Source organism: Roseobacter fucihabitans (assembly GCF_014337925.2).
GTDB lineage: Bacteria > Pseudomonadota > Alphaproteobacteria > Rhodobacterales > Rhodobacteraceae > Roseobacter > Roseobacter fucihabitans.
In genome coordinates, this window is record NZ_CP143423.1 from 719783 (window position 1) to 740400 (window position 20618).

The following is a 20618-nucleotide window of genomic DNA, read 5'->3' on the forward strand; positions in this document are numbered from 1 at the left end:
CCGATTTGGCGTGATCAATCGCGTTGCCACGTGATACGCGTCACATCCGGAGCCGGTGCCAGTTACAGTGTGATTGCGGCAATCAGTCGCCCATAATCAGCTTCGCGCTCATGGGTGGCGCGGCGATAGGAATAAAACCGTTCCGGGTCCGCATAGGTGCAATGACGCGTCCATTCGGCGGATCCGATGCCGGCTTCACGCAAGCGATGCAGACCAAAGCCGGGAAGGTCAAAGTGCATTCTGTCCCCGTCGCCTTGCACAAAAAAACGCGCGTATTGAGCGTCTTGGCCAACGAACATATCAAAAAACTCCGGTCCCACTTCATAGGCGCGCTGAGAAATGGTGGGTCCTATCGCGACGTTGAGCATTTCGCGCGTTGCGCCGAGGGCGCACATGGCATCGACTGTGGCCTCCAACACACCGTCAAGTGCGCCGCGCCATCCCGCATGCGCTGCACCGATGACGTGGTTCGCGGGGTCCACGAAGAGGACAGGCTGGCAATCTGCCGTCAGGACGGACAAGGCCAGGCCGGGCGTGTTGGTCACCAATGCATCAGCTTTTGGTTTGTCCTCAAAACTCTGGGTGACCGTGATTGCCTTGGCTGAATGGACCTGATGCACGCCCAGAAGATCTTTGGGGGCAACTTCCATCGCCTGTGCCACCCGCGCGCGGTTGATCGCGACGACCTCCCTCTGATCCGAACTGCCCTGGCCACAATTCAACCCCGCGAAGACCCCAGAAGACGCCCCGCCGCGGCGCGTGAAGAAACCGTGCCTGATCGGCAGAAGCGTTTCGCATGTCAGTATTTCAAGTGTCATATTTCCAAACCCGGTGGTGGCGGGCTGCCCTCGGGGAAGAGGCCCATCACTTTGAACAGGTTTCCCATTTCATCCGGGTGCGTCAAGCGGCGATGCGCCTGAATGTGGCGTTCAAGGGCTGATCCGCGCAGCTTTTGCGCCAAATCCCGCGCGCGCTGTGTGATGCCAAGGCGTTCCAGAAATACACCTTGCGTGCTCAAACGCGTGTTTGCGCACCCCGCCGCGCCTGAAAGCGCTTCGAAATCGACATGCGCTGTGAGATCGGCCGCGCCGGGGTCGCACAACGGATCGGTCGGTGCGTGGCGTTGCAGAGCCTGAAAAGTATCGCCAAGGCTGCGCCAATCGCCATAATCCACGATCAACCCAGCCCCGCCATGCTGTGCTATTCTTTGCCCGATGGACCCGACAATCGGCGCGGCAGAGGGGGCGATCTCGATCACATCGCCCGGTTTTGTATCCGCAAGGCGATCCGCCAGCGCAGGTTGTGGCAATTCCGGTCCCAGACCCAGCGTCAGGGCGGCCTCCCGCAGGCCAATTTGCGTTTCGCGCCAATGCCGCGCGCCGCGGGTGAATTGGCGTATCGGCAGGGCGTCAAAGAACTCGTTGGCGATGATGAACAGCGGCATTTCGGGGAGATCGGTCACGGTGGATACATGGGTTACGTCGAAACCGCTCAAAGCGTCGCGCTGTTGTGATGCGAGGGCGGGGGAGGCTTCGATCAGCACGATATTGGCTGCTTCGTGAAAACCGGGAACGCCGCGTGTTGCCCGCAAAAGATCCGCCATCAACGTGCCGCGACCCGGCCCCAGTTCGGCAAGGGTGAAAGCCTCCGGGCAGGTTTGGTCCATCCATGTCTGTGCCAGACATAACCCGATGAGTTCCCCGAATATCTGGCTGATTTCCGGGGCGGTGATGAAATCGCCCGCACTGCCGAACGGCGTCTGTGACGTATAATACCCGAACTCGGGATGCAGCAGGCACTCCGCCATGTAATCCGCAAGGCTGATGGGGCCGTTCTGTGCAATCCGGGCGCAAAGGATGTCGCGCAGGCTCATGACGGGCGGCGGGCTCGCGTGATGAGCCATGCGCCCAGGAGGATCATCGGCAGCGAAAGGACCTGCCCCATGGTCAGGCCCCAGCCGCCAACCTGCCAGGCAAGGCCCAGGGGATTGCCGTCTGTGATGAATTGCGCGTCCGGTTGGCGCATGAATTCTACGGCAAAGCGCGCCATGCCATATCCGGCAAAAAACACGCCTGCCAACAGGCCGGGCGTTTTGAGGGCCCCGCGCCGCCACACCAGCCAGATCAGAACCGCCCCCAACAGCAATCCTTCAAGGGCCGCCTCATAGAGTTGCGAGGGGTGGCGGGCGCAGATGCCGATGATGTCTGGGCAATATTGCGCGGCCTCCGTTGGAAAGGCGACGCCCCAAGGCAGGGAGGTCGGGCGCCCCCATAGCTCGGCGTTGATGAAATTTGACAGGCGGCCCAGCAACAAGCCCGGCGGCACCCCAAGCGCCATGATGTCTGCGGCGCTGAGCCGGGGGATGTTGTGACGCCATGTATAGATGAGACCCGCCACGATCACGCCCAAAAGGCCGCCGTGAAAGGCCATTCCGCCTTGCCAGACGGCCAGGATTTCGCTGGGATTGTCCAGATAGTATGCGGGTTGATAGAAGGCGACATACCCCAGCCGCCCGCCGAGGATCACGCCAAGGATGACCCATGTGAGCAGATCCTCAATCTGCGGCGCAGTCATGGCGGGGGTTTTATTGTGCCAGAGCGGGGGCGTTTTGATGGCGCGCACCACAAGGTGCCAACCGATCAGGATTCCGACGATATAGGCCAGCGCATACCAGCGCAGTGCCAGCTCAAAACCAAAAAGGGAGATCGAAAAGATCTCCGGCGAGATGTCGGGAAAGGGCAGGGATGCACGCATGCTGCATCCTTTCCTTGTGTCGGAATGGGATGTCAACCTTGCAGCGGACCCCTTTTGGCACCATATACCCTTTGTGAACAGCCGGAGAAGTGACATGCAGACGCGCAACAAGATTTTCGATGATATTTCGCAGTTGATGACCAATGCGATGGGCGTGGCGCAGGGCGCGCGCGATGAAGCCGAGACGGCCATGAAGGGCATGATGGATCGATGGCTTGCCGATCGTGATTTCGTGACCCGCGAGGAATTTGATGCGGTGCGCGCGATGGCGCAAAAGGCCCGCGAAGAAAATGAAGCCCTCAAGGCGCGTCTTGATGCGCTGGATACCAAAGACTGAAATGATGCGGGCGGTGGGCGCGGTTCGTCGCGCCCGCGCCTGATCTTGGTTAAGAACGCGTTAAATCGGGCCTCTGTCCGTTAAGATCGGCCTTATTTTGCGCTAAATATCCATTCATCCACAACTTATTGCGGTTACCCACAAGAATAGGGGTTGCCACAGCTGCATTCAGGCCGCACCATATTTGGTATAGGCATGGGGGGTCGCCCCGGTCTGTAGAGCAGGCACCTAGCTTTGGGGCCGTCACCGGTCCACAACGCTAGAGCGTAAAAAGAGGTGGCACAATGGCCCTGTCAGAGCAGTATCTCGAAGACGATATTCACCCCATCGACATCGCAGAGCACCTAGCAGCCCATCACGATTGGGATTTTGACCGTATTTCGGATGAACAAATTGCCATGGCCGTCGAAGGCCAATGGCGGACCTATTCGATTACGCTGGCCTGGTCGGCTTACGATGAAACGCTGCGGATGATCTGTACGTTTGACATGGAGCCACCAGAAGAAAAGCTGCCGGAATTGTATGAGTTGCTCAACCACGTCAATGATCAGTGCTGGGCTGGGGCGTTCACCTATTGGGATGCGCAAAAGCTGATGGTTTACCGCTATGGTCTGGTCTTGGCGGGCGGGCATGTGGCCAGCGCGGATCAGATCGACACGATGATCGGTGCCGCGGTGATGAGTGCGGAGCGCTATTACCCGGCGATGCAATTGCTGGTCTGGGGCGACCAGACACCGACACAGGCCCTGCAGGTCGCCATTGCAGAGGCCTACGGTCGCGCGTAACAATAACTCCCGACACGGGTTTTGTTTCGGGGAAGGTGCCGCATGAAAGACAGTCGGATTGCACGTAACGGTCTGGTTTTGCTGGGCTGTGGCAAGATGGGGTCTGCCATGCTGACGGGTTGGCTGGCGCGCGGATTGCCTGCCGCGTCGGTTTGGGTGGTGGATCCGAACCCCTCTGATTGGATGAAATCCACTGGCGTGACCTTGAACGCGTCCCTGCCGTCCAAACCGGCCATCGTGCTGGTCGCCGTCAAGCCTCAGATGATGGCGGATGCGCTGCCCACACTGGCGGCGATGGGCAATGGCGAGACGGTGTTCGTCAGCGTCGCCGCCGGGATCACCATCGCGCGGTTCGAAGACATCCTGGGCGCTAAAACCCCCATTGTGCGGGCCATGCCGAACACGCCTGCGGCAATTTCGCGGGGCATCACGGCAATCATTGGCAATGACAATGTGACCCCTGCGGCGCTGGCGGAGGCCGAAACACTTCTGAGTGCGGTGGGCGAGGTTGTCCGGCTTGATACGGAGTCCCAAATTGACGCCGTGACAGGTGTCAGCGGCTCCGGGCCAGCCTATGTGTTCCATATGATCGAGGCAATGGCGGCGGCGGGCGTCGCGCAGGGGTTACCGGATGATCTGGCGATGCAATTGGCCAAGGCCACGGTGGCGGGCGCGGGCGCATTGGCGCAATCGGTCGAAGAAGACCCCGGCCAGCTGCGCGTCAACGTAACATCGCCGAATGGCACGACGCAGGCCGCATTGGAGGTTTTGATGGACCCGCAACACGGATTTCCACCCCTGTTGGCCCGTGCGGTCAAGGCGGCGGCGGATCGATCACGGGAGCTTGCCAATGGATGATATCAGTTTTGACGATTTCCTGAAGGTGGACGTGCGCTGCGGCGTGGTGACGCGTGCGGAACATTTTCCGCAAGCCCGTAAACCTGCGATCAAGATGTGGATCGATTTTGGTGATGAGATCGGCGAGCGCCGCTCATCCGCGCAGGTCACCGCGCATTACGAACCGGAGGCGCTGATCGGAAAACAGGTGCTGGCCGTCGTGAATTTCCCACCCCGCCAGATTGGACCCTTCATGTCCGAAGTGCTGGTGCTGGGGCTGCCCGACGCGACGGGCGAGATTGTTTTGATCACACCAGATAGTGAGGTGCCCAAGGGGGGGCGATTACATTGACCAAAGTATATATGAGCCGGCCTTTGCCCGAACGCGTGCAGGCCGCTGCGGCGGAGTTGTTCGATCTGACGGTGCGCCCGCAGACCTCGCCTTTGAGCGTTGAGGAGATGCGCACCGCCCTTCGCGAGTATGACGGGGTTGTTCCGACGCTGGGCGATATGTTTTCGGCTGAAATTTTCGCTGCCGAACCCTCCCCGCGATGTCAGGTTTTGGCGAATTTCGGAGTGGGGTATAACCACATTGATGTGGATGCGGCCAGCGCGGCCGGGGTGGTGGTGTCCAATACGCCCGGCGCGGTAACGGATGCGACGGCGGATACCGCCATGACGTTGATGCTGATGAGCGCGCGGCGTGCGGGTGAGGGCGAACGTCTGGTGCGGGCAGGGGCATGGGAAGGGTGGCACCCGACCCAGCTTTTGGGCATGCATCTGGGCGGAAAAACGGTCGGGATCGTCGGCATGGGGCGGATCGGGCAGGCCATTGCACGCCGGTGCCATTTCGGGTTCGGCATGAATGTCGCCTATCACAGCCGATCCCCCAAGACGCTGGATTTTCCAGCACAGCGCAAGGACAGCCTGCAAAGCTTGGCGGCATCCGTTGACGTGCTGGTGATCGCTGTACCGGGGGGGGATGCCACGCATCATCTGATTAATGCGCAAGTCTTGAGCGCGATGCAGGCCCATGCGCATCTGATCAACATCGCGCGCGGCAATGTGGTTGAGGAAGCCGCACTGATCGAGGCGCTGTCGACGGGCCAAATCGGCGGTGCGGGTCTGGATGTCTATGAGTTTGAGCCCACGGTGCCGGACGCGCTCAAGGCCATGGAGAATGTCGTGTTATTGCCCCATATCGGAACGGCGGCTTTGGAAGTGCGCGAAGATATGGGCATGATGAGCGTGGCGAACCTCAAGGCTTTCTTTGCCGGAGAAAGCCCGCCTAACAAAGTGTGACGGCTCAGGAAGTGCCCGCAGCATTGGGCTGGATTTCATTGCTCCTGATCGGTACTTTCCCGCTGTGGCGACGTGTTTATCCTGGCCCGACTGGCCGCACGTGATCATGCGCATTTTGCGAAACGTAATGGCCAGCACAAAGCGTGCGGAAACGCCTCCCAGAGGGGCGACGTTTACACAGAACCCCGGCGATTTGCCGCACCGCATGACCCTGCATCCCCATCCGCTCGACTGCACGTCGCTGGTGTTCGCCAACCCAGAATGCTCACTTTTTCAAAGTGACACTCTGCGCGGTGCGAAGAGTCCCGCGGTATTTCAAGAGCTTATCCACCGCAGGGCTTCAAAAAAGGAAATCGTCACTTGTGAGGGCAAGGTTCCCCGCACTGATGACGTCAATGACACCGGGCTTCCCACCGTCATTCACGAATTCCAACCGATATGAGGTGCTCGATAATTTGGTAACATCCAGATCGGCCAGTTTTTGAACTTTATCCAGCCGCGAGACATCTATTCTGTCGACGCCCGCTTCCCAGTCAAAAATCGTGCCACCACGCGAGAAATCCGTGAACATGAAAACATCCGCACCGCGCCCACCAGTCATACCATCGCGACCCAGATCGGACACCAGAGTGTCCTCTCCCATCTCCCCGAACAACGCGTCATTCCCGGCCCCGCCTTCGATCCAATCATTGCCGTTGCCACCAAAAAGACTGTCATTCTGACCACCGCCGAAAATGAAATCACCGCCATTCCCTCCGGTCACAACATCACGGCCACCCTTGGCGTGGATATTGTCAGCATCACTGGTCCCGGCTAAGGTATTGGCCTGTTGATTGCCGACAATATGGTTCGCCAGTCCGTTAATTTCTTCAATTATATCAATGCCGTCGAAGACGCCCTTTGCCGTCACTTTGACGTCGGCCCTTTTGACCGTATCGCCGTAGACCTTTACCGTGCCGAGCTTGTCTTCATCATGCGCGCCACCACCCGCACCCTGCTGCGAGCGGACATGCAGCAGGGAAAAATCGCCCCCCGCATCCGTGCCATAGTCGATTTTCGCAAGTTCGACCGTGTGGCCACGCAATACGATCATGTCCTTATCCTGTTTGGAATAATCCAGGATGACATCATGGCCGCCGCTTTCGACCCAATGATCATGTACCGCGTCATTCTCACCAGCCACCGCGCGCCAATTGATGCTCCCGTCATCCCGCGTGTAACGCGCCAGAACGATATCGGTGGCGTCCAGCAGATAGTTGAATTTAAAGGTATCGCGACCCTGTCCGCCGGTGATTGTGTCCACCGAAAACGCCGCGCGCTGCGCCGCGCCGAACCGGCCCGCCCCGCCGGATTGCGCCGGATCAGGTTCCCCACCATCGGCAAAGATACGAATGAAATCATTGCCAACGCCCGCATCGACCCGCTGCGCGCCGGAACCGATGACGATCCGATCCACGGTTTTGATATCCTCAGGGGCGGTGACGAGTGAACCCTGATGCGTTGTGTTTTCAAAGACCTGCGCACCGCCATTGTACTCCAATAGCGCATCCGCTTGCGCCAACCTGTTCGCGCCGTCAAATACGCCGTCGCGCTGGACCGTGAGGTCCTTTTTGAGGACCCTATCGCCATAGACTTTGACAATGCCAAGAGGGTCTTCATCATGCGCACCCGTGGCCGTATTGGCCCCACCGGCACCGCCGTTTCCTTGTTGGCTGATGACTTTGATTTCCGAGAACGCGCCTTTTTGATCGGTGCCATAGGTGATGTTTGCGATCTCGACCGTGTGGCCGCGGATCACGATCTTGTCGCCATCATTCTTGTTGAAATCCAGGATCGTATCGCGGCCAAACCCTTCGACCCAATGATCATGCACATTGTCGTTTTCGCCTGCCACACCGCGCCAATTGATGTTGCCCGTCACGGAAGTATGCTGGGCGGTCGCGTTCAAAAGGGCGTGGAATTCGAAACGATCCGCGCCCTTGCCCCCCGTGAGGTAATCATCGGAGGCCCCAAAACCCAGCTTAGGGGTCATGCGGCCAGCCGCGCCGGAAGTTTGTGCCGGATCAGGCTCGCCCGCATCCCCAAACGAGATGATACGGTCGTTGCCGTGACCGGCTCTTATGATCTGCGTGCCGCTGCCCGCTTGAAAGAAGTCGCTCTGGAGCGTGCCGGTGAACACCGCCTGAATAGCCCAGGGCATGCCAGCGCCCCATGTCGGATGAATGGGTTCGGCCACATCATTATCCGCAAACCCTTCGCTTTCAGCACGCTTGATGTCCTCCAGCCGATCCACGCCATAAAAGACGTTGGCCTTGAGCGCGATGTCCCTATTTGCAACCTTGTCGCCATAAACCTTGATCTGGCCAAGAGGGTCTTCGTCATGCGCACCTGTTGCGGTATTGGTGCCACCGGCACCGCCGTTGCCTTGTTGAGAGCGCAGGGTAATCATGCTGAAGTCGCCACCGGCATCAGCGCCGTAAGTAATCGAGGCGATCTCGACGGTGTGGCCCTCGATATTGATCTTGTCGCCATCCTGATTGGAGTAATCCAGGATCGTATCGCGCCCGATCCCTTCGACCCAATGATCATGGACGTTGTCGTTTTCACCCGCGACCCCGCGCCAGTTCACCGACCCGTCATCGCGCGTATAGGCGTCCAGAACCTCCTGCTTCGCATTCAATAAAAGTCGAAAGGCGAAGGTGTCCGGCCCCTGACCACCCGAGATCACATCATTTGACTGCGCGGGTGCCACCGGGGGGGTGACCCGACCGTTTGCCCCATTGGTCTGGGCCGGGTTGGGCTCTCCCCCATCGGAGAAGCTGTAAATAATGTCATAGCCGCCGCCTGCATGAACAACCTGCGATCCCTCGCCGATGGTAATGCGGTCCATCTGTCTGAAAAGCGATCCGGTAAAGTTGGTGTTGTCGCTGTTGCTGGCAACGATCTGTGTCACCCCGGCCTCAAGCGGCGCATAGGTGGCATCGGCGTTGTTGAGGCGATCGATGCCGTCATTGTTGCGCTGGATGTTCAGATCTTTGCGCGCAACGCGGTCGCCATAAACCTTGATCTGGCCGAGCGGGTCTTCGTCATGCGCGCCGGTGGCCGTATTCGCACCGCCCGCACCGCCATTGCCCTGTTGGCTATACAGCGTGATCAGCGAAAAGGCACCGCCCGCATCCGCGCCGTAGGTGATTGCATCCAGCGTCATCGTGTGACCGGTGATGACGATCTTGTCGCCCTGCGATCTGCTATAATCGGTGATCGTATCCAGCCCAAACCCTTCGACCCAATGATCATGGACGTTGTCGTTTTCGCCCGCGACGGCACCCCAATTGACACTCCCCGAGGGCGCGGTATGCGCGGCAATTACCGACTCCTTGGCATTGATCAGCGCGCGAAATTCAAACCTGTCGGCACCTTCTCCCCCGGTCAGAATGTCATTCCCGGATTTGATGTTGGGTGGATAAACGCGCCCAATGGCCCCATTGGTTTGCGCCGGATCGGGTTCTCCAGCGTCGCCGTAAGAGATGATCAGATCATTTCCCGCGCCCATGCTCACGACCTGCGCGCCACTGCCAATACGTGCTATATCATTGAATTTTGTGCCGGTGATTTGGGTGGCCATGTGGTGTCTCCTTGGGGTTTTCAGCCCCAAAAATCAGCAGGTTTGCCAATAATAGGACGTGTTGGCGCCACTAATTCCCGTAAAAAGGGAATTATCCAGCGCCAATTTTAGGAGCGTTTCAAAGGAGCGGTTTTCTGCTCGCGTGGTCGGAAAGCATCGTCATTTCGCCGAAAAACCATGTGAAAACGCGGTGCGTGCTCCCTTCGATGCGCGAGGAGCCAGGGGCCTGGCCACGCATTGGCAGAGACCTAAGGTATCGAACCGGACATGCCAGCTGCTTTGAAATATCTTGCGACGCATTTGTTGATGTGCCCTTCAAGCAGCGCGTGGGGCTCAGTCGGGATTTCTCCAAATTCCAGGCCCATGAAGAATTGTGACACAAGTGTTTCAGGTATCGCGGTCCTGGATAGGTTTGCGAGCAGCTGCGCCAGCGCCGTTTTGACCGCGGGGCGCGCCCAGTAGTAGCGTATGCGGTCGCTGTAGCTGTATATTTGCAGACGCGATATCTCGGAGGCTGAGCCGCTGTAATACCCCTGCCAATGATTGGGATGATCGGCCATCTCCTGCTGTATGACGTCGCGGATGCGGGAGGGGTTTTCAAGATCAAGAGCCGTCTCGATATTGGCCAGAGCCCAAACCGCTTCGCGCAAGCGAAAGGTCAATTCCGGGCCTACTTTCAGAAAGAAAAATTGCTTCTGCACAAGAGATTTCAGCGCTGCGCTGGCCTGATAATCTGTTGAATGGGCTTCAAAGGTCAGACCGCTTTGCGCCAGAATGGCCTGTTTCAAAGGCTCTGCCTGTTCAGGGGCAAAGTGAAAAACCGATGTATGCCCAAAATCAACGCCGGGCTGGGTGACGACGGATACAACCCGCGCCCAGGCGTCATCAAGACCGCGCGCGTGAAACGCCGCGTGATGGGTCTGCATCGTGTCATGGAACCGCGGCACGGAGGTCACGTCGAGCGCGGCAGGTTCGTGGGTTTCGCCGCCGGGGATCGGAACCTCGGTGCCGATGACATAGATCAACGCTGACGGATCGGGCGCGTATTTTTCGGCGACGGCACAGAGGTCGGCAGCCCGTTCTGCTATTTGGGCGAATGTGGGGGGTGGCTCGCCACCGCAGGCCATACTCGCGTCCAGATGGATTTTGCGAAACCCTGCTTGGACATAGCTTTTGACCAAAATACGGGCGTTCTCCATGGCAACCTCGACCGGCTCAGCGCGCCAGGGGTTGGGGCCCAGATGATCGCCTCCCAGGATCAGCTGATCCATCGCGACGTGTGTTTCTGCGGCAAGCCCGCGTAACCAGGACATGAAATCTGCCGCCGTCATCCCGGTATAGCCGCCGTTCTGGTTAACCTGATTGCAGGTCGCTTCGATCACTGTCGCCACGCCGGTGCGCTGTGCATGTGACAGCACCGCGCGCAACACATGCTCGTTTGCTGTGCAAAAACAGGGCATGCCGATGGTTTCACCGGCCCGGTTGCGCGCGGTGAGATCTGAAATGATGGTCATGTGAAATCTCCACGGCCTTGGTCCCGCAGGAACGTGTCGATGTCATCCGGGTTGGAATTGCCTTCCATCGGTCCGCGTTTGGTCACGGCTAAAGCACCGGCTGCATTGGCTTTTTCACCGGCGATACGCAGGGACGCGCCTTGGGTCACAAGCGCAATAAACGTCCCGCCAAAGCAATCCCCCGCACCGGTCGGATCGATCTCCGGGACGGTGTGCGCTGCGAAATCATGCCGTTCGCCGAACCCCACGACTGTGGCGCCTTTTGCGCCACGTTTGAGGGCGATCACCTCGGGTTTTGCGCTCAACAGCCGGTCAATTGCGGCCTCTTCGGACAGATCGGGAAACAGAAAACCAAGGTCGCTGGTGCTGGGCAGCAGATATCGGCTGCGCTGCATGACCTCTTCCAGCGCCTCGCGCACCGCCGTGTCGCGCATCAGTTCAGGCCGTGCATTGGGGTCGCAACTTATCCAGCCGCCCTGCGTGTCTACCTGTCGCATCGTCGTCATGATCATGTGACGCAAGGCGTGGTTTCCAAGCGATGCTGCGGAGATATGCAGATGGGTGTTCGCCAAATCCAGCAGGGTGTCGGGTACATGAAATTGATCCGCCGCCGTATTGTTGAGGTGAAAGATGAAATCGCGCGCACCCGTCTCATAGTAGGACACAAAAGCCACGCCCGTGCTGTGCGCACCCGCGCGCGTCACGCCGCCCGTGCCGACACCATCAGCGGTGAGCCGCGCGATAACTGTGTCCCCGAAACCATCCTTGCCAACGCCGCCGATCATTTCGGTTTTCCCGCCCATGCGGGCCACCTGATCCAGGAAAATTGCGGGCGCGCCGCTGGGATAGGGACCGGAATAATCGCCTATCCTGCGCAGGCCGCAGTTTTTGCTGTGGGACACGAACTCGACCAGAAGCTCTCCGATTGCGGCGATGGTGGGGTGTTGGGACATGTCATTTCCTGTACTTGCACCCCCGCATCTAATTAAACGGTTTGCACGAGTCAAAAATTTATCGTCACTGATGTCAAAGCCAAGGCAAATGGCGAGCTATTAGAAATGGGTTTTCATATGGTCAAGCCGAAGATATCCACGATGAATGACCTGTCCAAGGCAATTGGAGTCTCCCGTCCGACGCTGGCGCGCTATTTTGAGGATGAAAAAGCCGTCCTGCCGTCAACGGCGCGCAAGATCAAAGACGGTCTGGCCAAGGTCGATTATGTCTACAACTTTCTAGCGACCCGTCAAAATCGCAAATCAACCGGGCTTATCGGCGTGGTTGTTCCACATTTTGAGGATCTGTTTTACGCGAGCCTTCTGGAATCAATCGAAGCGGCGGCCAGTGCTGCTGGTTTTACGATGATCACGCAAAGCTCGCACGGTGATCCCTTCTCTCAAGAGCAGGCAATGCGCAAATTGCGTTCCATGAGTGTGGACGGTGCGATCGTGGCCCCACTGGCAGCCCAGGGACACCACGAGATATTTCTGGCAGCGGGCGCAGATTTCCCGATTGTGTTTGTCGACGCGCGCCCTCCACAGCCATTGTCCGGATCGGATTTTATTGGCACGCGGAACACCCAAAGCATTGGAATTATGGTTGATTACCTGTGCAGAACGGGTCCTCCCCCGGTGTTTTTGGCCATGCCGCTCCTGAATTCAAACGCGCTGGAACGTCGGGAGGCCTATGTCCAGCAGATGCATCAACGCGGCCTGCCGGAGCAGATTATGGATGTTCCAGGTGATGCGTCATCCTGGCAATTTGAACGCTATGGTTTTGAGGTCATGGATGCTCATCTGGCACAGGGACGTTATGTGGATGCGACGATTTTATGTGCAAATGATCGTATTGCAATCGGTGCGATACGCGCGGCCAATATGCATGGCTTGTTTGCGCGCGGCACCGGGGTAGGCAGCCAATTGCGTATCGCGGGGCATGACGATCATCCTCTGAGCCGTTACATTTTTCCGGCCCTCACCACAGTTGCACAACAGGTGGCGGGCTTGGCCGGGGACGCCGTTGGAACCCTTCTCAAGCGGATCGAACATGGGCAAGACGGCAAGCCGATTGTTTTACTGCGTGACGGTGTGCTCAAGCTTCGCGAATCCGCCTGATCATCCCTCTTGTTGCTTTCCTGAATATTGGCATGTGCAAAAAAATTGACAATCTTTGAGCGATCATTGACCATTAGCCATGTAAAAAAATGGGAGGATTGAGTTGTGATGTTTAGGTCTGGATTATTTTGGGGTGGGGCGGTTTGTTTTGGTTTATCTGCGGGCGTTGCGTTTGCGGATGGTCATGCGAGCACGATTACGATTGCGACGGTGAATAACGGCGACATGATCACGATGCAGGGGTTGATGGGGGATTTTAACGAGAAGCACCCTGATATTACTGTGGAGTGGGTGACGCTTGAGGAGAATGTTCTGCGTCAGAATGTGACGACGGATATTTCGACGGGGGGTGGTGCTTATGACATCCTGACGATTGGGACCTATGAGGTGCCGATCTGGGGCAACAATGGCTGGCTGGTGTCGCTGAATGATTTGCCGTCTGAGTATAACATTGACGATGTGATCCCGGCGATCCGCGGCGGTCTGTCGGTGGATGGGGAGCTTTATGCGGCCCCGTTTTATGGCGAATCCTCCTTCACCATGTACCGCAAGGATCTGATGGAGAAGGCCAGTCTGGAAATGCCTGAGGCCCCGACCTGGGACTTTATCCGTGAAGCGGCGGCGGCGATGACGGACCGTGACAATGAGATCAACGGCATCTGTGCACGCGGCAAGGCGGGCTGGGGCGAGAACATGGCGCTTTTGACGTCGATGTCGAACTCCTTTGGGGCGCGTTGGTTTGATGAGAATTGGACCGCGCAGTTTGACAGCGAGCCTTGGGCCAACACGATCAACTTTTACCTTGGGATGATGGAAGAATCCGGTCCTGCCGGGGCGGCCAACAACGGTTTCAACGAAAACCTGACGCTGTTCCAACAGGGTAAATGCGGCATCTGGATTGATGCGACCTCTGCGGGTCAGTTTGTGGTGAATTCCGATTCCACCGTGGCGGATCAGGTCGGTTTTGCGCTGGCACCGGATACGGGCCTGGGCAAACGCGGCAACTGGCTCTGGGCCTGGTCGCTGGCGATCCCGACGTCTTCGCAGCAACAGGACGCCGCCAAGACCTTCATCAACTGGGCGACGGGTCCGGCCTATTCCGCGCTTGTGGCCGAGAGCAAGGGCTGGGTTGCGGTGCCTCCGGGCACGCGGACTTCGCTTTATGAGAACGAGAACTACCTGAATGCAGCCCCTTTTGCGGCGATGACCATTGAATCGATGGGCACGGCCGATCCGACCAACCCGACGGTTGATCCGGTGCCTTATACAGGTGTTCAGTTTGTTGCGATCCCCGAGTTTGCCGGGATTGCCACGCAGGTCGGCCAGCAGATCTCCTCTGCTCTGGCGGGTCAGCAATCGGGTGCGGATGCTCTGGCGGCGAGCCAGGAGCTGACGATCGAAGAAATGGAAGCGGCGGGCTACTAATCCCGCTCTTCTGTCAGGCGGCGCACCCGCGCGCCGCCTGATCCCCTCACGCCCGATGCCAACCGGATCTTTCGCGAGCCGCCTCCGGGGCGTTCCCGCAAGCTTCGGCCCCCTTGAAGGCCCCCCTCACGTCAGGAGTTTTTGATCATGGCAACCGCCCATTCCAAATCAGCAGCCCGTCTGATGATCGCGCCCGCGGTCTTTGTGCTCCTCGTGTGGATGCTGGTGCCTTTGTGCATGACGCTCTACTTCTCCTTTGCCGATTACCGGCCCATGCGCGGGGTGTTTGACGCCTGGATCGGGTTTGATAATTACGTGCGGTTTTTTAACTCCAGCTCCTTCCTCAAGGCGCTGACCACGACGCTGTGGATGGTGGGTAGCATCCTGTTCATCACCATCACCGGCGGGGTTTTGATGGCGCTTTTGCTGGATCAGCCGATGTTCGGGCAGGGGATCGTGCGGGTGCTGGTGATCGCGCCGTTCTTTGTGATGCCGACCGTCTCCGCGCTGGTGTGGAAGAACATGTTCTTCAATGTCGACAACGGGTTATTCTCTTACGGGGCCAAATGGCTTGGGATGCAGCCTTATGACTTTCTGAGCCAGTCACCGCTTTTATCGATTGTGGTGATTGTGGCCTGGCAATGGCTGCCCTTTGCCACGCTGATCCTGCTGACGGCGGTGCAATCGCTGGACAGCGAACAGCTGGAGGCCGCCGAGATGGACGGCGCACCGGTCTTGTCGCGCTTCCGCTTTATCATCCTGCCGCACCTCAGCCGCGCCATCACGGTGGTGATCCTGATCCAGACGATCTTCTTGCTGTCGATCTTTGCGGAAATCTTCGTGACCACCAACGGCGCCTTTGGCACCCGTACCCTGACCTATCTGGTCTATCAGCGCGTGCTGGAAAGCCAGAACGTGGGCTTGGGCTCCGCCGGGGGCATCGTCGCCGTCATCCTCGCCAATATTGTTGCGATCTTCCTGATGCGGATCGTCGGCAAGAACCTCGATAATTAAGGGAAGGACACCACCATGGCCCGTGCCGTTACAACGCAGAAAAAGATCATGTGGACGATCTTTGCCTGGGCCTTTGGTCTGGCGATGTTCTTCCCGATCCTGTGGACCTTTCTGACCTCTTTCAAATCGGAGGCGACGGCGATCTCGGATCCACCTGTCTGGTTCCTCTTTGACTGGACGCTGGAAAACTATGCCGCCGTGCAGGAGCGTTCGAATTACCCCAAGGCGCTGATGAACTCGATTGTCATTGCGGTGGGCTCGACTTTGTTGGGGATATTGATCGCGGTGCCGGCGGCCTGGGCGATGGCTTTTGTGCCGGGCAAACGGACCAAGGATGTGCTGCTCTGGATGCTGTCGACCAAAATGCTGCCCGCCGTGGGCGTGCTTTACCCGCTGGTGTTGCTGGCGAAATATTTTGACGTCATGGACAGCCGGATCCTGTTGATCGTGGTGTTGATGTTGATCAACCTGCCGATCATCGTCTGGATGCTTTACACCTATTTCCGCGAAATCCCGGTGGATATCCTGGAAGCCGCGCGTATGGACGGGGCCGGTCTGAAATCCGAAATCCTCTATGTGCTGACGCCAATGGCACTGCCGGGGATTGCCTCCACGGTGCTGCTCAACATCATTCTGGCCTGGAACGAGGCCTTCTGGACGATCCTTTTGACCACGGTGAACGCGGCCCCGCTCACGGCCTTCATCGCCAGCTTCTCGGCCCCTGAGGGGTTGTTTTACGCCAAGCTCTCGGCGGCCTCGATGCTGGCCATCGCGCCGATCCTCATCATGGGGTGGTTCAGCCAGAAACAACTCGTGCGGGGTCTTACCTTTGGCGCAGTCAAGTGAACCTCGCGCCCCTTCGGCGCGGTCAAGTGAGGACCGCGCTGCCACATACCATCATCCGCCGGTCCGATCCCGGCAGCCTAACACGGGAGAACGCATAGCATGGGTCAGATCAGCCTCAATCAGGTCACCAAGAGCTTTGGCGATGTTCAGGTCATTCCACCGCTTGATCTGGAGATCAACGAGGGCGAGTTCGTGGTCTTTGTCGGCCCCTCGGGCTGCGGTAAATCCACGTTGTTGCGCCTGATCGCGGGGCTGGAGGATACCACCTCCGGCGACATCAGCATTGATGGGAAAAACGCCACCGAACTGCCCCCCTCCAAGCGCGGGCTGGCGATGGTGTTCCAGTCTTACGCACTTTATCCGCATATGTCGGTGCGCAAGAACATCGCCTTTCCGATGCGCATGGCGGGTCTGGATGAGGCCACGCAAAAGGCCAAGATCGAGGCGGCGGCTTCGGCGTTGAACCTCACGGATTATCTGGATCGCAAGCCCGGACAATTATCCGGTGGCCAGCGCCAGCGCGTGGCCATCGGGCGCGCGATCGTGCGCGAACCGGCGGCGTTCCTGTTTGACGAGCCGCTCTCAAACCTGGATGCCGCCTTGCGGGTCGGCATGCGGCTGGAGATCTCAGAGCTGCATGAAAAGCTGAAAACCACGATGATCTATGTCACCCATGATCAGGTAGAGGCGATGACCATGGCCGACAAGATCGTGGTGTTGCAGGCGGGCGTGATTGAGCAGGTCGGATCACCCCTGGAGCTTTATCACACGCCGCGCAACAAGTTTGTCGCAGGCTTCATCGGCTCGCCCAGGATGAACCTCATCGAGGGGGAAGAGGCGCGCAAACACGGCGGGGAAACCATCGGCGTGCGCCCCGAACATATGAGCGTGTCCAAATCTGAGGGCCTGTGGCAGGGCACCGTCGGCGTGGCCGAGCATCTGGGCTCTGATACCTTCATCCACGTGCATGAAACCGGGTTGATGGACATGATGACCGTGCGCATCACCGGTGATATCGAGGCGCGCCACGGCGACACGATTTACCTCACGCCGCAGGCCGAGATGATCCACCGCTTTGACGCGCAAGGGTTGCGCATGCCATGAGCGATCTGAGCGGGAAGGTCGCGCTTGTGACGGGCGGTGCGCGCGGGATCGGGCGCGCCATCTGCGAGGCGCTGGCGGGGGCGGGGGCCAGGGTTGCGGTCTGTGATCTGGATCTGGACGCGGCCCACGCGACTGCGGTTTCGATCAACGGTATGGCGCTGGCCATGGATGTGACGGATTTTGACGCCATCGCGCGCGGTGTGGGCGAGGTTGAGGACGCGCTTGGCGGCATCGACATTCTGGTTAATAACGCGGGCATCTTCAACATGGCCTCGCTCGATCGCATCACACCCGATGATTACCGCCGCCAATATGATGTGAATGTGGGCGGTACGATCTTTGCGGCTCAGGCGGTGGTGCCTGTGATGAAAAAACGCGGTGGCGGTGTGATCATCAACTTCGCCTCGCAAGCCGGGCGGCGCGGCGAGGCCAACGTCCTGATTTACTGTTCGACCAAGGCGGCGGTAATCTCGATCACGCAGAGCCTGGCGCTGGAACTGGCGGGCGATAACATCCGCGTCAACGCGATTGCGCCCGGTGTGGTGGACACGCCGATGTGGGATCTGGTGGACGCGCAGTTCGCCGAGTACGAGAATAAACCCAAGGGTCAGAAAAAGCGCGAAGTCGGAGACGCCGTGCCGCTGGGGCGCATGGGCGATCCGCGTGATATTGCCGATCCGGTGGTGTTCCTGGCCTCTGACGGCGCGCGCTATATCACCGCGCAGACGCTGAATGTGGATGGCGGGAACTGGATGAGCTGATGCGGTTGCGCCTCGACACTCTTGACGACCTGCCGCCACAGGTGCGCCGCCCCTCTTATGCGCGCGCGGACCTCAGTGCCGGCATCATCCATATTGGTCTGGGAAACTTCCACCGTGCGCATCAGGCCTGGTATCTGCACCGTCTGATGCAGCAGGGATTGGCGCAGGACTGGGCTATCTTAGGCGCGGGGGTGCGCCCGGCGGACGGTGCACAGCGCGCGCGGATGCTGGCGCAGGATTGCCTGACCACCCTGATCGAGCTGGACCCCTCGGGTAAATCCGCCGAGGTCACAGGGGCCATGATCGGCTTTATCCCGGTGGCGGATGATAACGCAGCCCTGATTGCGCATATGGCCGAACCGGCGATCCGGATCGTGTCCCTGACCGTGACCGAGGGCGGCTATTACGTCGCCCCCGAGGGCGGGTTCGACGCGGATCATCCCGATATGGCGCATGACGCCGCGCATCCCGAAACGCCGCGCAGCGCCTTTGGCGCGATCATCGCCGCGCTGAAGTTGCGCCGGGCGGCCCGATTGGGACCTTGTGGGCGCGACCTTTACCGACAATGTGCACAGCTATGAGGCGATGAAGCTGCGCCTGCTCAACGCGGGTCATCAGATCATCGCCACCCCGGCGGAATTGCTGTCAGTGGAGACCATCGCCGGGGCCATGGCGCATCCGCTGATCAGCGCGCTGTTCCACAAGATCGCCCGCGAGGAGATCGTCCCGCATGTGGCCGCCGTGCCCGGCATGGCCCCGCAGGAATACGTCGATCTGATCGCGGCGCGCTTTGCCAACCCCGAAATCCGCGATACCACGCGCCGCGTTGCCTTTGACGGGGCCGCGCGCCATGCAGGCTTTTTGCACCCCATTATCCGTGACGCGCTGGCCGGCGATGCACCCATCGAAGGGCTGGCGCTGATCGAGGCGCTCTGGGCGCGCATGTGCTGTGGCAGTCGCGAAGACGCCACCCCCATCGCCCCCAACGACCCCGCCTGGCACACCCTCACCACCGCCGCAAACGCCGCCCGCCAAACCCCCCAAACCTGGATCGCCCAAACCCAATGCTACGGGTCCCTGGGGCAAAACAAAACATTCGCCAAAGCCTTCCATAAATACCTCAAAATGATCCACACAAAAGGCACAGAAAATACCATCAAAACATACCTCAATGAGGAAGTGTGAATGAAGTCCATCGTTTTTGAAGGTCGAAACAAGCTGTCCCTGACATCCAAACCCGACCCTCGCCCGGAGGCAGGCGAGGTTTTGATAGAGGTGCACGCAAGCGGTATTTGTCACACCGACTTCGAGGTTCTGCGAGCAAATTACGGCACGTCTGCCTTCCCGCTCGTTCCGGGCCATGAATATGCCGGAAAGGTGCTGGAGGTGGGGGGCGATGTGACGACCGTCCGGCCGGGGGACCGCGTTGTCGTTGATCCAAATCTGGAGTGTGGCAATTGCCCGGCCTGTCAGCGGGGGTGGGCGCATCTTTGCGCGCATTTGGGGGCCTATGGTGTGACGCAAGACGGTGGGTTTGCGCAACTTAGCGTGGTGAAATCATCTCGCGTTCATTTGATTGGCGATATGCCTTATGATATCGCCGCGCTCGCCGAACCCTTCGGGTGCGTATTGAATGGTCTGGACGCCGGTCAGGCGCAACGCGCGCAGAATGCCTTGATTTTTGGAGCAGGGCCGATTGGTCTCTTGATGGCCATTGGGATGCAAGTGTCGGGTGTGAAGGATATTACCCTGGTCGACATCGACGCGACCCGGTTGAGCCTCGCGGAGAGTTTCGGGTTCAAACCCATCGCTTCGGGCAGTGGCCAGTTGGAGACCATGCGCCATGGTATGGACCTGGTGGCGGATGCGACCGGGGTCGTTTCCGTGGCGGGCGGATTGACCGATTACATCGCCAATGGCGGCGTCGGTCTGTTTTTTGGGGTCTGCGCCGCGGATGAGCGTATCGAGATCGCCCCTTTCGAACTTTTCCGCCGCCAGATTACATTGGCCGGGTCACATTCCCTTAACCACAATATGCCACAGGCGTTGGCGGGTTTGCGGGCTTACGGCCCCGATATTTCCCGGATCGTGTCTCATAAAATGCGGCTCGAGGAAATCGCCGCGGTATTTGAGGGACAAGGCCCCAAAAGCAGTCTGAAAATCCAGTTCGCAAAGGGGTGACAGCCCGAGCTGCATCGCCCGA

The 20618-nt window shown here is 59.0% G+C and carries 18 protein-coding genes and 1 pseudogene; 13 read left to right on the plus strand and 6 right to left on the minus strand.

Annotated elements, in window-relative coordinates; translation table 11 throughout:
* Positions 1 to 62: 62 nt before the first annotated feature.
* From pgeF to lgt, 3 genes are read right to left on the minus strand one after another with little or no spacing between them, the layout of a single operon-like run.
* Positions 63 to 818: a peptidoglycan editing factor PgeF gene (gene pgeF / locus ROLI_RS03690; RefSeq protein WP_187428318.1), complete on the minus strand. Its 756-nt coding sequence runs from the start codon at positions 816 to 818 to the stop codon at positions 63 to 65.
* On the minus strand, positions 815 to 1873 hold the full coding sequence (locus ROLI_RS03695) for a class I SAM-dependent methyltransferase (protein ID WP_187428362.1): 1059 nt from the start codon (positions 1871 to 1873) through the stop codon (positions 815 to 817). Before ROLI_RS03695 ends, pgeF begins: the two co-directional genes overlap by 4 nt.
* Positions 1870 to 2754: a prolipoprotein diacylglyceryl transferase gene (gene lgt / locus ROLI_RS03700; RefSeq protein WP_187428319.1), complete on the minus strand. Its 885-nt coding sequence runs from the start codon at positions 2752 to 2754 to the stop codon at positions 1870 to 1872. Before lgt ends, ROLI_RS03695 begins: the two co-directional genes overlap by 4 nt.
* A gap of 94 nt (positions 2755 to 2848) precedes the next feature.
* On the opposite strand from lgt, the gene ROLI_RS03705 reads away from it, so the two are divergent.
* From ROLI_RS03705 to ROLI_RS03725, 5 genes are all read left to right on the plus strand, one after another.
* Positions 2849 to 3091 (plus strand): accessory factor UbiK family protein, encoded by a 243-nt coding sequence (locus tag ROLI_RS03705; RefSeq protein WP_187428363.1) that lies wholly within the window; start codon positions 2849 to 2851, stop codon positions 3089 to 3091.
* Positions 3092 to 3375: 284 nt separating this feature from the next.
* On the plus strand, positions 3376 to 3876 hold the full coding sequence (locus ROLI_RS03710) for a YbjN domain-containing protein (protein WP_187428320.1): 501 nt from the start codon (positions 3376 to 3378) through the stop codon (positions 3874 to 3876).
* A 42-nt stretch (positions 3877 to 3918) separates the two neighbouring features.
* The gene (gene proC / locus ROLI_RS03715; RefSeq protein WP_187428321.1) at positions 3919 to 4734 is read left to right on the plus strand and encodes a pyrroline-5-carboxylate reductase; all 816 of its coding nucleotides are present in this window, start codon (positions 3919 to 3921) and stop codon (positions 4732 to 4734) included.
* Entirely contained in the window at positions 4727 to 5065 is a 339-nt protein-coding gene (locus ROLI_RS03720; protein WP_187428322.1) for a tRNA-binding protein, read from the plus strand. The genes proC and ROLI_RS03720 overlap by 8 nt, the downstream gene beginning before the upstream one ends.
* Positions 5062 to 6015: a D-glycerate dehydrogenase gene (locus tag ROLI_RS03725; protein WP_187428323.1), complete on the plus strand. Its 954-nt coding sequence runs from the start codon at positions 5062 to 5064 to the stop codon at positions 6013 to 6015. Before ROLI_RS03720 ends, ROLI_RS03725 begins: the two co-directional genes overlap by 4 nt.
* Positions 6016 to 6355: 340 nt before the next feature.
* Here the strand turns inward: ROLI_RS03725 and ROLI_RS03730 are convergent, their stop codons facing one another.
* From ROLI_RS03730 to ROLI_RS03740, 3 genes are all read right to left on the minus strand, one after another.
* A complete protein-coding gene (locus ROLI_RS03730; RefSeq protein WP_338469228.1) occupies positions 6356 to 9640 on the minus strand; it encodes a calcium-binding protein in 3285 nt (1094 codons plus the stop codon).
* A gap of 248 nt (positions 9641 to 9888) precedes the next feature.
* Complete coding sequence (locus tag ROLI_RS03735; protein ID WP_187428324.1) at positions 9889 to 11154, minus strand: class II D-tagatose-bisphosphate aldolase, non-catalytic subunit; 1266 nt, start codon at positions 11152 to 11154, stop codon at positions 9889 to 9891.
* Positions 11151 to 12107 carry a sugar kinase gene (locus ROLI_RS03740; RefSeq protein WP_187428325.1) on the minus strand — a complete coding sequence of 319 codons (957 nt, stop codon included), beginning with the start codon at positions 12105 to 12107 and terminating at the stop codon, positions 11151 to 11153. Before ROLI_RS03740 ends, ROLI_RS03735 begins: the two co-directional genes overlap by 4 nt.
* 117 nt (positions 12108 to 12224) lie before the next feature.
* On the opposite strand from ROLI_RS03740, the gene ROLI_RS03745 reads away from it, so the two are divergent.
* The 8 genes and pseudogenes from ROLI_RS03745 (at position 12225) to ROLI_RS03780 (ending at position 20596) form a co-directional block, all read left to right on the plus strand.
* The gene (locus ROLI_RS03745; protein WP_187428326.1) at positions 12225 to 13265 is read left to right on the plus strand and encodes a LacI family DNA-binding transcriptional regulator; all 1041 of its coding nucleotides are present in this window, start codon (positions 12225 to 12227) and stop codon (positions 13263 to 13265) included.
* A 108-nt stretch (positions 13266 to 13373) separates the two neighbouring features.
* Positions 13374 to 14690 carry a sugar ABC transporter substrate-binding protein gene (locus ROLI_RS03750; RefSeq protein WP_187428327.1) on the plus strand — a complete coding sequence of 439 codons (1317 nt, stop codon included), beginning with the start codon at positions 13374 to 13376 and terminating at the stop codon, positions 14688 to 14690.
* Between the two features lie 147 nt (positions 14691 to 14837).
* Complete coding sequence (locus ROLI_RS03755; protein ID WP_187428328.1) at positions 14838 to 15704, plus strand: carbohydrate ABC transporter permease; 867 nt, start codon at positions 14838 to 14840, stop codon at positions 15702 to 15704.
* A gap of 15 nt (positions 15705 to 15719) precedes the next feature.
* Positions 15720 to 16550: a carbohydrate ABC transporter permease gene (locus tag ROLI_RS03760; RefSeq protein ID WP_187428329.1), complete on the plus strand. Its 831-nt coding sequence runs from the start codon at positions 15720 to 15722 to the stop codon at positions 16548 to 16550.
* A 99-nt stretch (positions 16551 to 16649) separates the two neighbouring features.
* Complete coding sequence (locus tag ROLI_RS03765; protein WP_187428330.1) at positions 16650 to 17654, plus strand: ABC transporter ATP-binding protein; 1005 nt, start codon at positions 16650 to 16652, stop codon at positions 17652 to 17654.
* Positions 17651 to 18415 carry an L-iditol 2-dehydrogenase gene (locus ROLI_RS03770; RefSeq protein ID WP_187428331.1) on the plus strand — a complete coding sequence of 255 codons (765 nt, stop codon included), beginning with the start codon at positions 17651 to 17653 and terminating at the stop codon, positions 18413 to 18415. The genes ROLI_RS03765 and ROLI_RS03770 overlap by 4 nt, the downstream gene beginning before the upstream one ends.
* A pseudogene (locus ROLI_RS03775) lies at positions 18415 to 19600 on the plus strand (mannitol dehydrogenase family protein). The gene ROLI_RS03770 and the pseudogene ROLI_RS03775 overlap by 1 nt, the downstream one beginning before the upstream one ends.
* Complete coding sequence (locus ROLI_RS03780; RefSeq protein WP_187430289.1) at positions 19601 to 20596, plus strand: alcohol dehydrogenase catalytic domain-containing protein; 996 nt, start codon at positions 19601 to 19603, stop codon at positions 20594 to 20596.
* Positions 20597 to 20618: the final 22 nt, after the last annotated feature.